Raw genomic sequence first — 13,283 nt, forward strand, 5'->3', positions numbered from 1 at the left:
AAGAGTTTTTTTACAATTCTTATTTTCACTACCATTCTAAAAACGAAAATTAATATCACTCTTACTGAAGAGAGGAAATTATATAATGATATATCTTGATTATGCAGCGACAACACCTATGAGCGAAGAAGCTTTAGAAACATATATACAAGCAACAAAGAAATATTTCGGAAATGAACAAAGTTTACACGATATCGGTGGAAGTGCCTCGTCTTTATTACAAGTTTGTAGAGAAACATTTGCAGAAATGATTGGGGGTAAAGAACAAGGTGTATTCTTTACAAGCGGCGGTTCAGAATCTAACTACCTTGCGATTCAATCCCTTCTAAATGCTAGGAATGGGAAGCATATTATTACGACACCTATGGAACACGCATCGATTCGAAGTTATTTTCACTCCTTACAATCGCAAGGCTATACGATTACTGAAATCCCTGTTGATAAAAGCGGGCTAATTCATTTAGTAGATTTAGAAGCAGTTATTACAGAAGATACTGTTCTAGCAAGTATACAGCATGGAAACTCTGAAATCGGGACCGTTCAAAACATTGCAGAGATTGGAGCACTTTTAAAAAAATATAATGTTTTATTTCATTCGGATTGTGTTCAAACATTTGGTAAACTTCCAATAGACGTTACAGTGATGGAGATTGATAGTCTCTCTGTTTCAGCACATAAAATTTACGGCCCAAAAGGAGTCGGCGCTTGCTATATAAATCCGCAAGTTCGTTGGGAACAAATATTTCCTGGAACTTCTCATGAAAAAGGATTTCGCCCAGGTACAGTGAATGTACCTGGAATTGCCGCCTTTTTAACAGCCGCAGAGCATATATTAAAGAATCAAAAGGAAGAGAGCTTTCGTTTTAAACAATTACGATCTTATTTTTTAGAGCAATTACAAACACTTCCTCTAGAAATTGAAGTGGAAGGACATTCTACTTCTTGTTTACCACATATTATTGGGGTTACAATAAAAGGAATAGAAGGTCAGTATACGATGTTAGAATGTAACCGTCATGGTATTGCCATTTCGACCGGAAGTGCTTGCCAAGTCGGTAAACAAGAACCTTCAAAGACAATGCTCGCAATTGGAAGAACGTATGAAGAGGCAAAACAATATGTCCGCTTTTCTTTCGGACAGCACACAACGAAAGAACAAATTGATACAACTATTCATGCACTACACACAATTGGAAATCAATTTTATAGAGGTGTTAAATCATAATGAAACAAAATGATCAAAAAAAGATTTTAGGTGAAGAAAGACGACAGCTCATCCTGCAATGGCTTCTTGCTGCAAATGAACCGTTATCAGGAAGTGAACTATCTAAAAAGACGAATGTAAGTAGGCAAGTTATCGTTCAAGATATTTCCTTACTAAAAGCACGAAATGAACCGATTATTGCGACTGCACAAGGGTATTTATATTTAAAACCACAAGCGAAACAACAAGCTTTTGAACGTGTAATCGTATGCCAACATAAACCAGCAGAAGTACGTCAAGAACTTACAATGCTTGTTGATCACGGCGTTACGATTAAAGACGTAAAAGTTGAACATCCTGTATACGGTGACTTAACAGCATCGATTATGGTAAGTAATCGCTTTGATGTAGAGCAATATTTACAAAAAATAGAAAACACAAACGCTTCTTACCTTTCTCAGCTAACAGATGGTATTCACTTACATACAATTGAAGCAGATTCTAAAGAAAAATTAGATGCAGCTTGCGATGCACTAGATCGAGCTGGATTTCTCGTTTATTAATGTAAAGCACAGAGTTTTTCATCAATCTCTGTGCTTTTATTTTGTAGATGATATAATATTGTAAACAATTATAAAGGAGATCAACTATGGGAATTGAACTCGTTCACTTTAGCATTGGCAAACCGAAACAAATGAAATATAGCGAAGATAAAGAAATGATTACAGGTATATGTAAAGAACTTACAGAAGAAGCTTTTCTCTCAAAAGACGGCTTCCGTGGTGATGATGTAGCAGATTTAAAGCATCACGGTGGACCTGATCGTGCTGTTTGTGTGTATCCATATGAACATTACGCACTATGGGAAAAGGAATTTCAAACAACGCTCCCAGCTTCCACGTTTGGCGAAAACATTACCGTAACAAATATGTTAGAGCGTGATGTATGCATCGGAGATACATATCAACTAGGCGAAGCAATCATTCAAGTAACACAAGCTCGCGTACCTTGTAGCACAATTTCAAAACGTCTTGGTATTCCAGGCATTTTACCACGCATTGTAGCAACTGGATATACTGGGTATTTATGTCGTGTTCTTCAAGAAGGTACCGTACGTAAAGATTCTAAAATTACATTACTAGAACGTCAACCGAGCAATGTTTCTGTTTCTTTCTCTAACGAAATCTATTTTCATAATAGAAAAGATAGAGATGGCATTGAGAAGATTCTTGCTGTCCCAGAACTAGCTGATGTTTGGCGTGAGCAGTTAGAGGATCGTCTTGCGAAGTTAAAATAAAAAACTCCCACCTTTGCAGGTGGGAGTTTTTTAATCTATCAAAATTTCATCTCTTGCTTCAATAGAATAGACAGCTTGCTCTGCCCCAAACCGATAATATGTTTGAATTAACTTCATACGTAATCTTTCTAAAAGTTTACGCGAAGGTATATTAGCCGTTTGTGTTACTGCAATTACTTTTGATAATTGTAATTCATGAAAAGCATAACCGATTACCTCTTGAACTACTTCCGTTGCATAGCCAACTCTCCAAAACATCGGCAAAAATTGATAGGATACTTCAATCTCTTGATTCACATCATTTGGATCGAGCGATACTACTCCAATGAATGTTTTTGTTTTCTTTTCCCTAACAATCCAATACCAACAGTTTTCTTCTGGGTATAACATTTCATTGAAAACACCCCTAATTGTCTCCGCTTTCCGCGGCCCACCGAGGTATTTTCTCACTTCTGCATTTAAATATAGTTCTTTGATACTTTCGTAATCTGATTCATGAACTGTGTCTAATAAACAACGTTTTGTTTCAAACAAATTTAACAGCCCCTTCATGTCTTACAACCAATAAGAAGAATAACTCCCCAGTACAGTAACAGAAAACCCAAGTGCTTCAAGTTCCATCGTTACGCCTGGCAATAATACGTCATCATATGCTTTATCTACGTCGATTAGGAAAAAGTAATTGCCAAGACCTGTTTTCATTGGACGTGATTCAATTTTTGATAAGTTTAATTTTCTCCATGCGAAAGCTGATAACACTTGATATAGCGCTCCAGCATAATCCGCAGGTAACGTTATCATAAGCGTTGTTTTCTCTCCGCGGTTTTCTCCGTTATTTGGGAGTGCCGCCCTTTTTTTCTTATGCAAGACAAGAAAACGTGTATGATTGTTTTTATGTGTATGAATATCACGCCTTACAATTGTTAATCCGTACTTTTCTGCTGCTGCTTCATTTGCAATAGCTGCAATTTTTTCTTCTGGATGTTCTTTCACATATTGTGCAGCTGCACTTGTGGATGTCATATCTCGAACTGTTATGCCTTTTAATTCCTCATTTAAAAACTTATGACACTGTGCAATGGCATGTGGATGAGAATGCACAGCATATACTTCTTTCCACACTTCTTCATAATGTGGATGCACGAGTAAATGTTGCTGAATTGGTACTGTAATTTCTCCTACAATGGAAAGTGGCTGCTCATGTACGAGATAATCAACCGTTATATTAACTGAACCTTCTATGGCGTTTTCTAACGGTACAACCGCATAATCTACATTTTCATTTGCAGCTGCATCAATACAATCTGGAATCGTTCGATACGGTACATGCTCTGCTTCCGGAAAAAAACGACTCACCGCCATATTTGTAAATGTTGCCTCTGGTCCTAAATATCCTACTCGAATCATCGTCTTTTCCCCTCTTTTTCATTTTCTTACTGTTATACCATACTTTTTTATATTCTTCTATGTAAATTTCGAATATTAAAAAAAGACTAGCATTCGCTAGTCTAAATGTTTCTTATATTCTCTTTGAGCGAAGAAGAAATAAATGATACATGCAGCGATATAAAACAGAATGAACAAACCTACTTTTCTTAATGATCCGTCCATAAAGAAAGTATTATGAAACGTATATAACGCAACTGCACTATGCATACTCCCTACTATAATCGGCGCAAAAAATAGCATACACAATTGCCAACGAGAAACCTTCCACACTTCTTCCTTCGTCATTCCAAGTTTAGATAGTGCACCGTACTGCTTTCGGTCCGATGCAATATTATGAAACCATTTAAAATATACGATACTGCATGAAGTAAGGAAGAATAATATACTAATGAATGAACCTACAAATAGAGTAATATCGCCGCCTTCTTTCATATTCACATATAACTCCATATTACTTCGAAATGCATTATTATTATCTTGTTTCATATGTTTCCGTAAATCTTCATTTAATTCTTTCGTATTTTCGATATTTGGTAATGTGTATCCTCTATACATCAGTTTTTCAGAATCCGGAATTTTATTTGCTATGCTATCAAAATCTTCATCATTCATGACGAAAAACAGACCGTTAATGTGCGCAGGGTGATGGTTAAATTTCACCCCTTCTTTCTGACCGTTAAATACGAATGGATACGTTTGATTCATTACTTGTAATTGAATCTCTTTTTGATTATATACATTCGGATTATTGCGTTTATTATAATAAACGAGTGTCACTGTACCTTTTTTTGGATGATACGTTTTCTGTTTTTGTTTTCTCGCCTCTTGATTGTATTCACTTTCCTTTATAAGCGGTGCAACTTCTGTTTCTCCCTTATTGGACTGAAAAGATGCATACACTCCAACAAAACTCATATATTGAAAATCATCATACCCATATTGATGCAGTAATTTTTCAACCGTACCTTCCTCAAAGACTTCGTGAGAAGAAGTACCTTTCTCTATGTAAGAAAACGAGTGCACTCCTCCATCTCGCCACATATCTTGCATGCTAGAAAAATATAAGAACACCGTACCTGTTGCTGTAACAACAAACGTCGTTGCCATAGACATCAGAAAGAAAAAGCGACCATTTTCCTTCATTCGATGTGACAATTGATTCACTATAAATAAATACGGATATGTATACATAATCTTTTTATTTCGCTTTATCATTTCTAACACTTGGGTAGCTCCGTGTGTAAAAGAAAAGTACGTTCCGAAAAAGACAAGTATAGACACAGGAAAAAAGTATAATGCTATCGTTTGTATCGTCACTTGTAGCGCTAACGCATATCCCGTCCCTAAACAAGCAAATCCGAATAAACAAAGCCACTTCGATGTTTTTCTTTCTCTTTTATCTGTTCGAAATTCTTTTAATAACCGAATGATTTTTATATTCCATATACGTAAAGCACTTATAAAAGATAAGACAATAAATACGACCATATATGTAACAAACGTTACACCAATTGCTCTTACGTCTAATATGACAGTGAGTTCTTTCGGAAGACGAAGTAACATGCTAAATACCATAAAGAAGAGCTTCAAAAAGATCATGCCAAGCCCAATACCGAAAATGTTAGCAAAAATCCCAATCAACATTTGCTCGGTCATAATTACTCCTATTACGTTAGACCTCGTCGCTCCCATTAACATATATAGTCCTAATTCTTTCTTACGTGCTTCTATGAAAATAGAAGTAGAATACAAAATAAATATAACGAAAAAAGAAATAATTATAACATTACATAGGATAAGTCCCCAGCGTACGTTTTGATACCACATCGTTTCTTGCATATACGGATGTACAATTACAGACATATATGCATAAGAAGCAAATATTGCAAAACAACTACTTAAGAAAAACACTTTATAATTACGCCAATTCCCCTTTATATTTTGCATCGCTAGTTGCCGAATGTTCATCTATCGTCCTCCTGTAACTTACTACATACGTAAAAAGCTAGAGGTTTCCCTAGCTTTTTACGTGTTTTAAATATCCTCTTTGCGCAATCATAAAGTAAATGGCAGAAGCTAAAATATAAGCCCCTATTACAATCGCACCTGATTTCCATAAATCGATATAAAGCATTTTTCCTAACGTATGAAGAGCAAATCCACTATGAATCGCACCGATCAAAATCGGGATAAAGAAAATAACGCCCATTTGTCGAATTGCAATTTTGCGGATTTCCTTATCTGTCATACCAATTCTCTTTAACGATTTAAATTGAATACGATCTTGTTCTTTATCGTTAAACCATTTAAAGTATGTCATACTACAAGCGAAGAAGAAGAACAGTACTGCTACGAAGAAACCGATGAACATTGTAATTGCTCCTGCCTCTCTTATATCTTTATAAGCAAGCACTGAGCTTTTCAACTCTCCTTGTTTTTCTGGTGCAATTTCCTTTTTCAAATCTAGCACAAGGTCTTCTGTACTTTTCCAATCTTCAATATAATAACCGTAATATTTCGTCTTTTCTTCATCTGGTACGAGCTTTGCATATTTCTCAAAATCTTGATCATTCACAATGAGATAATCGTCATCATTAAAAACCGAATATGAAGTTGGTTCATTTAACTGAACAGACTGTTTTTGTCCGTTGATTGTAACTTCATATGGCTTCGTACGATCTATCTTTACTATATCATTTGTCATATCACTCATGATCATCGTCGCACTACCTGGTGCATTATGAACTTCTCTAACTTCTTCCCTTTTTTGTTTACGCACTTCCGCATTATATACTTTCTCTGAAATAACTGCAGTTGGTACTTCATGTTCACTGTTAAAAAACGTTACTTTCTGCGTTGCAGGTAGTTTTACGAAAGTTAATTTTCGTGCATCTTCAAATCCATGTTTTTTTACAATCTCTTGTACTTTATCTTCATTAATAATGTTATGTGTATTTATACCCTTTTCCTCATATGAAATAGCATGCGGCGTAATATCTACCGTTTTCGCACTCATATTTTCAAAATATACGTAAAGTGTGCCAACTGCTGAAGAAACAACCGCCGTAATAATAGAAATGACAAATAGAAAACGAGCATTGTCTTTCATTTTATAAATAAGATTGCTAAGGACAAACATATTTGGATACGTATAGAAAGATTGCTTTCTTTTTTGCAATGTTTTTAATACGACTGTACTTCCTTGTGTAAATAGTAAATACGTTCCGCCAATTGTCAGCCCTACAATCGGTAAGAAATACATCAGAAAATTCATAATTGTTACTTGGAAGCAAAGGACGTATGCAGCAATGAGACATCCTATACCGGCTACACATAGCCATGTAAATGCAAAAGGCTCCACTTTTTGTTTTCTTGCTTCTCTTAATAAATCAATGATTTGCAAGCGTCCTACTGTCCAAACACTAAACAATGATAATATTAAAAAGAGAATAAAGTACACACCAGCTGTAATAAGAATTGCTTTACTATTCCACACAAGCGGAAGTGTTTTATCAACCTTTAGTAATACACTCAGTGCTTGGAAAAACAGTTTTGAACAAAGCATTCCAATTCCAATACCTGCTACAATGGCAATACTACCTAACATCAATTGTTCTAATATAATCATTCTGCCAAGTTGAGACTTCGTTCCGCCTATTAACGTTAATAAGCCAAACTCTTTTTTTCTTGCTCGTAAAAACGTTGAATTTGCATATAAAATAAAGAGTGCTGAGAAGATGACTACAATATAATTCATCGATTCTAATCCTTTTGTAATCATCGTTCTCATACTAATATTACCGCTTACGACATCTGGATGATAAATGAAGGAAGCATACATGAAAAATACGACGATCGATAAACAACTACTAATAAGGAATGCTTTATAATTACGCCAATTTCCTTTTACGTTACTAAGCGCGAGCTGGCGAAAGTTCATGATATTCTCCTCCTAGCATCGCAAGTACGTCTAAAATTTCTTGGAAAAAGGCTTGCTTCGTTCTTCCTTTATGTATTTCTGAGAAAATTTCTCCATCGCGAATGAAGAGGATACGTTCGCAATAACTAGCTGCTACTGGATCGTGCGTTACCATTGCAATTGTCACTTTCTTTTGCTCATGTAAATCTTGCAGAGCACCCATTAATGATTTCGCAGACTTAGAGTCTAAGTTTCCTGTTGGCTCATCTGCTAAAATTAATGTTGGGTCATGAATAATTGCTCTCGCTGCTGCCGCGCGCTGTTGTTGTCCCCCAGACACTTCATATACTTTCTTATTTAAAATACCTTCGATATTCAAAAACTTCGCAATCTCAAGTACTTTCGCATCAATTTCTTTTACAGATTTCTTCGCCATTACAAGCGGCAAAATAATATTTTCTTTAATCGATAACGTATCAAGTAAGTTGAAATCTTGGAAGATGAATCCTAAATGTGTACGACGAAATTCCGCTAATTTTGCAGCACGCATTTGATTAATTTCTTCACCATTTACAAGCACATGACCTGAAGTTTGCTTATCAATTGTTGCTAATAAATTTAAAAGTGTTGTTTTCCCGCTCCCTGAAGGACCCATAATTCCTACAAATTCGCCTTCCTCAATTTTAAAATTTATATCATTTAAAGCAGTCGTCGCTACTGAACCTTTCGATTGGTATACCTTTGTTAACCCTTTTACTTCAAGAACACTCATTTCTAATCCCCCTATGTGTTTTCTTCTTACATTTACTATAAGAAAAATAAGAAAAAGGAACGAGTGATTTCCCTTACAAAACGTTTTGTTATCTTACAGTTTTGTCATTTTTCTCATTAATGTATGATATTCTTCATCTTTTGCAAATTGGAACGTAAACGTTGTCCCTTCACCTTCTGTTGATTGTACATAAATTCCATGATGTAAATTATCGCAAATTTCTTTCGTAATATATAAACCCATTCCAGTTGCTTCCCTCGTTTTACGGCCGTTTACTCCCGTAAAGAACGGATCAAATATACGCTTCACATCTTGTTCTGGAATACCGATTCCATTGTCCCTAATATGTAGTAACACCTTTTGATCTTTCTCTTCAATTTGAAATTGAATTTCTTTTTTCTCTGCTTCTGAAATTTTCGTATACTTAATTGCATTTACAACAATTTGGCTCATAGCGATACTAAGCCACTTTCTATCAGACGCAATCATACAAGCCTCTTCCTCAAACATCAGTTTCGGAAATACAGAAGATTGAATGAACGACTTTCGATTTTCATTAATAATATCTCGAATAGCATCTATAACATTTACTACTTCTACTTTATAATCCTTCGCAAACTGATCTAATCTTGCCATATGTAACGCTAAATCTAAGCCATTTAAAATACGATTATTTTCTTCACGAATACTTTCAATCGTTCCCCTGGCTTCACGGTGTTCCTTACCATATCTCTGTAACAATAATTCAATAACAGATACCGGTGTTTTCATTTGATGAATCCATTGGTTCATAAATATCATTTGCTGTTGCTCTTTCGCATGCTGCTTATGAACTTCATTCATATATTGCTGCCTTAGCAACGTGAACGCTTCAACGACCATTTCTTGCTCTAATGTATAAGAAGCATCTATGAGTAAAGCATCGTGTAATGTATGTCCACCGGCAATATACTGTTCTATTCTTTTTAAAAACACACTTCTTTTTCGGTAATCGTAAATAAGGTATACACTAAACACAACTGTCCCTAATAAAAGTCCATATAGCCAAGTACTCCAGTCCAATGACCTCTTTTCTAAAAGGCTTTGTAACTGCAGTACGAGCCCAAATAAACAAAGGCTTATAATGTAAGAAAGGATTAAGGAAAAACGGTCTATGAGGTAGCTTTTAACCTTCATGCCCTTCGCCCCACTCTGTAAGAAGCGCATAACCGTACCCACGTTTTGTTACAATAGCATTTTTAATACCTAGCTCCTCTAGCTTCTTTCTTACACGCTTTACATTTACGGTTAATGTATTATCATCAACAAAAGCTACTTCATCCCATAAAGCCTCTAACAACTCTTCACGTGTTACGTATTGATTTGCTTGTTTCATTAAACATTCTAATAAATAAAACTCATTTTTTGTAAGTTCCGTTTGTTGACCTTTCCACTCTACTGTGTGCTGGGATGGGAATAATAACAATCCATTAACACCTAAACAGTCACTTTCCGCGGCCAAAGCATACTCACCATATCCGCGGCGAAGTGCACTTTTCACCTTTGCCATTACGATATCTAAATGGAATGGCTTTGTAATGTAATCATCTCCGCCATTCTCAATCGCCATGACTTGATCCATTTCTCCTGTTCTTGCAGAGACAAAAATAATTGGTGCATTCGATACTGTGCGAATTTGGCGACACCAATAGAAGCCATCAAAATACGGTAAATTAATATCGAGTAACACTAGATGCGGATTTACTTTTACAAACGCATCTTTTATATGGCGTAAATCACTTGCTCTAAATGATTGATAGCCATATCTTTCTAAATGTTCCTCTAATATTTCTGCAATTTTCTCATCGTCTTCTACAATTAATATTTTATACATGCTTCTTTTCTCCCCATAAAATATTCTTCTAAAATCACTCCTTTTTCTATTATAAATTGAAACTTTATTTAGTGGGAAGTTTTTCCTATCCCTACTGATTTTCATCCTACACCTTCTTTAATTTTACCGGCAGCCCGATTCTCACCTAACTTCTTAATATCCTCTAGTTTTCAAGGCGAGTTTTATTGTCCGTAAATAATAAAAAAAGACTGCCATATTTCGGCAGTCTTAATCGATAAATTCAAATTCATATTCAAGAATTTTTACAATATCTCCATCTTTTGCACCGCGTGCACGAAGCGCTTCATCAATACCCATTCCGCGCATTTGACGAGCGAAACGACGTATAGATTCATCACGTGAGAAGTCCGTCATTTTGAATGTCTTCTCGATATCGTAACCAGAAATAACAAACGTGCCGTCACTTTCACGTGTAATTTCAAATTTAAGACTTTCAGCATCAAATTTGTACATTACACTTGCTTCAGACTCCTCGACAACATCGTACATTGGAAATTCTGGTGTTGTTTCTAATAAGTTCGCTACTTCAAATAGTAAATCACGAACACCTTGTTTCGTTACAGCTGAGATTGGGAAGATTTTTACTTCGTCTCCCACTTTCTCTTTAAATGCTTGTAAGTTTTCTTCCGCATCTGGCATATCCATTTTGTTTGCAACAACAACTTGTGGACGCTCTGTTAAACGCATATTGTATTCTTTTAATTCATTATTGATTGTGACATAATCTTCATATGGCTCACGGCCTTCTAAACCAGACATATCGATAACATGCACAATTACACGTGTACGTTCGATATGACGTAAGAATTGGTGTCCAAGTCCGACGCCAGCGTGTGCGCCTTCAATTAGTCCAGGAAGGTCAGCCATAACGAAGCTGCGGTTATCACCCGTTTCAACAACACCAAGATTTGGAACGATTGTTGTAAAGTGATACTCTGCAATTTTCGGACGCGCTGATGATACAACAGATAATAATGTAGATTTACCTACACTTGGGAATCCAACAAGTCCAACATCTGCTAGTACTTTAAGTTCTAGAATGACATCACGTTCTTGACCTGGTTCCCCGTTCTCAGCGATTTCAGGCGCTGGATTCGTTGCTGTTGCGAAACGTGAGTTACCACGGCCACCACGGCCACCTCTTGCGATTACAGCTGTTTGTTCATGCGTTACTAAATCGGCAAGAATTTGACCTGTTTTTTCATCTTTTACTATTGTTCCTGGTGGAACCTTTACGATTAAATCTTCAGATTTACGACCGTGCTGACCTTTACTCATTCCGTGCTGACCGCGATCAGCTTTGAAATGACGTTGGTAGCGGAAGTCCATTAATGTACGTAAGCCTTCCTCAACAACGAAAACAACATCTGCACCTTTACCACCGTCGCCACCTGCTGGGCCACCTTTAGGTACATACTTCTCACGACGATACGCAACCATTCCGTTACCACCGTCGCCGCCTTTTACATATATCTTGACCTGATCTACAAACATTATTTCACCACACTTTTTTCGATTGGTTGTAATATAACTGAGACCTCTTCGTCTCGTACTGTATAAGAAATGGAATACCATTTATTGTTTTGGTTCGCAAGCCAGTTCTGTAGTTCTTCTACATTCGTTAGCTTTCCACGAAAATCAAAAAAGAAACGAGCATTCTCCGCGTCACTTTCAATTGTGATACAAACATAATTTTCAACATATACGTCTAAACTATGCTGAAGCATTAAGAAAAACTGATTCGTCCATGTACATACATTCTCATCGATATGAGATAAGTTATGTAATTCTCCCAATACTTCGTACTCCAATAAGCACGGTTGCTGTTTCCAATTATATGTTAAAATCCACTCTGAAAATAAAGGCATTGATAGCCCCATCAGATTGGATTCTTGTCTCGCTTCTTGGACAAAACGATCGATGAGCTTATGAATCTCTTCCACTTTTCCAAGGGAAAGGTTTCCTTTAACCATCTGCAAACGATTGAGCCAATCATGTCTTGAGTGGCGCAACGCATCTATAATTGTCCATTTTTCATTCATTTAGATACCCCTTAATATAGAAAAACTCTAACCTGCACTCAGGTTAGAGTTTTCCGTGAGTTCTTATGCTTCTTGAGCAACAGGATATACGCTCACTTGTTTGCGGTCACGGCCAAGACGCTCAAAGCGTACTACGCCGTCAACTTTCGCGTATAAAGTGTCATCGCCACCACGACCAACGTTAACACCTGGATAAATTTTTGTACCGCGTTGACGGTAAAGAATTGAACCACCTGAAACCGTTTGACCATCTGCGCGTTTAGCACCAAGACGTTTTGACTGAGAGTCACGACCGTTCTTTGTACTACCTACACCTTTCTTAGATGCGAAAAACTGAAGATCTAATCTTAACATACGTTACACCTCCTGCACTTTTTCTATTAAACGGATATACTTTCCGTAATCAAGTTCGATCGTCTTAAGCGAAACAACCAATCCTTCTAAAAGTATTTGTGCTTTTTCTGCTGTATGAACGTCTAAATCATTAGGCAATTCATACGTTAAGAATCCGCCATCACTTCCGAGTTCAATAGTTGCCTGCACATTACAAAGTTCTTCCACTGCATTTATAGAACCAAACACAACCGCTGTAGTTCCAGCACAGACAAGGTCTTGTCCATGTGGCGCATAATTGGCATGTCCAGTCATTTTAAATGATTGGATACTTCCTAATTTCGTGCGACTTATCGTAATTTTAATCATGTTA

The 13,283-nt window shown here is 36.5% G+C and carries 14 protein-coding genes; 3 read left to right on the top strand and 11 right to left on the bottom strand.

Features of this window, described 5'->3' with window-relative positions:
• The first annotated feature begins 82 nt into the window (after positions 1 to 82).
• The 3 genes from ACTFQM_RS17110 (at position 83) to ACTFQM_RS17120 (ending at position 2,501) form a co-directional block, all read left to right on the top strand.
• Positions 83 to 1,225, top strand: a complete 1,143-nt coding sequence (locus ACTFQM_RS17110) for an IscS subfamily cysteine desulfurase (protein ID WP_440035815.1) — start codon at positions 83 to 85, stop codon at positions 1,223 to 1,225.
• Positions 1,225 to 1,767, top strand: a complete 543-nt coding sequence (locus tag ACTFQM_RS17115; RefSeq protein ID WP_002173606.1) for a transcription repressor NadR — start codon at positions 1,225 to 1,227, stop codon at positions 1,765 to 1,767. The genes ACTFQM_RS17110 and ACTFQM_RS17115 overlap by 1 nt, the downstream gene beginning before the upstream one ends.
• A gap of 86 nt (positions 1,768 to 1,853) precedes the next feature.
• A complete protein-coding gene (locus ACTFQM_RS17120; RefSeq protein WP_440035324.1) occupies positions 1,854 to 2,501 on the top strand; it encodes an MOSC domain-containing protein in 648 nt (215 codons plus the stop codon).
• Between the two features lie 30 nt (positions 2,502 to 2,531).
• Here ACTFQM_RS17120 and ACTFQM_RS17125 read toward each other — a convergent pair whose 3' ends face one another.
• The 11 genes from ACTFQM_RS17125 to ACTFQM_RS17175 all read right to left on the bottom strand — a co-directional run bounded on the left by ACTFQM_RS17125 (position 2,532) and on the right by ACTFQM_RS17175 (position 13,279).
• The gene (locus ACTFQM_RS17125) at positions 2,532 to 3,035 is read right to left on the bottom strand and encodes a GNAT family N-acetyltransferase (protein WP_440035326.1); all 504 of its coding nucleotides are present in this window, start codon (positions 3,033 to 3,035) and stop codon (positions 2,532 to 2,534) included.
• A 21-nt stretch (positions 3,036 to 3,056) separates the two neighbouring features.
• Positions 3,057 to 3,908, bottom strand: coding sequence for a prephenate dehydratase (gene pheA / locus ACTFQM_RS17130; protein WP_071718539.1), 852 nt, complete (start codon positions 3,906 to 3,908; stop codon positions 3,057 to 3,059).
• 96 nt (positions 3,909 to 4,004) lie between these two features.
• Positions 4,005 to 5,918: an ABC transporter permease gene (locus tag ACTFQM_RS17135; protein WP_440035327.1), complete on the bottom strand. Its 1,914-nt coding sequence runs from the start codon at positions 5,916 to 5,918 to the stop codon at positions 4,005 to 4,007.
• Between the two features lie 49 nt (positions 5,919 to 5,967).
• Positions 5,968 to 7,890, bottom strand: coding sequence for an FtsX-like permease family protein (locus ACTFQM_RS17140; RefSeq protein ID WP_440035328.1), 1,923 nt, complete (start codon positions 7,888 to 7,890; stop codon positions 5,968 to 5,970).
• Positions 7,865 to 8,641: an ABC transporter ATP-binding protein gene (locus tag ACTFQM_RS17145; protein ID WP_427349316.1), complete on the bottom strand. Its 777-nt coding sequence runs from the start codon at positions 8,639 to 8,641 to the stop codon at positions 7,865 to 7,867. The genes ACTFQM_RS17140 and ACTFQM_RS17145 overlap by 26 nt, the downstream gene beginning before the upstream one ends.
• A gap of 93 nt (positions 8,642 to 8,734) precedes the next feature.
• On the bottom strand, positions 8,735 to 9,817 hold the full coding sequence (locus ACTFQM_RS17150; RefSeq protein ID WP_440035330.1) for a HAMP domain-containing histidine kinase: 1,083 nt from the start codon (positions 9,815 to 9,817) through the stop codon (positions 8,735 to 8,737).
• Entirely contained in the window at positions 9,807 to 10,514 is a 708-nt protein-coding gene (locus tag ACTFQM_RS17155; RefSeq protein WP_025147487.1) for a response regulator transcription factor, read from the bottom strand. The genes ACTFQM_RS17150 and ACTFQM_RS17155 overlap by 11 nt, the downstream gene beginning before the upstream one ends.
• A 228-nt stretch (positions 10,515 to 10,742) precedes the next feature.
• On the bottom strand, positions 10,743 to 12,029 hold the full coding sequence (gene obgE / locus ACTFQM_RS17160; protein ID WP_000497121.1) for a GTPase ObgE: 1,287 nt from the start codon (positions 12,027 to 12,029) through the stop codon (positions 10,743 to 10,745).
• A complete protein-coding gene (locus ACTFQM_RS17165; RefSeq protein WP_440035331.1) occupies positions 12,029 to 12,577 on the bottom strand; it encodes a Spo0B C-terminal domain-containing protein in 549 nt (182 codons plus the stop codon). The genes obgE and ACTFQM_RS17165 overlap by 1 nt, the downstream gene beginning before the upstream one ends.
• Positions 12,578 to 12,640: 63 nt before the next feature.
• On the bottom strand, positions 12,641 to 12,931 hold the full coding sequence (gene rpmA, locus ACTFQM_RS17170; RefSeq protein WP_000944957.1) for a 50S ribosomal protein L27: 291 nt from the start codon (positions 12,929 to 12,931) through the stop codon (positions 12,641 to 12,643).
• A 3-nt stretch (positions 12,932 to 12,934) separates the two neighbouring features.
• A complete protein-coding gene (locus ACTFQM_RS17175) occupies positions 12,935 to 13,279 on the bottom strand; it encodes a ribosomal-processing cysteine protease Prp (protein ID WP_002008596.1) in 345 nt (114 codons plus the stop codon).
• Between the last annotated feature and the right edge of the window lie 4 nt (positions 13,280 to 13,283).

Origin of the sequence: Bacillus cereus group sp. MYBK30-2 (genome assembly GCF_051915945.1) — a bacterium.
Classification (GTDB): Bacteria; Bacillota; Bacilli; order Bacillales; family Bacillaceae_G; genus Bacillus_A; species Bacillus_A paramycoides.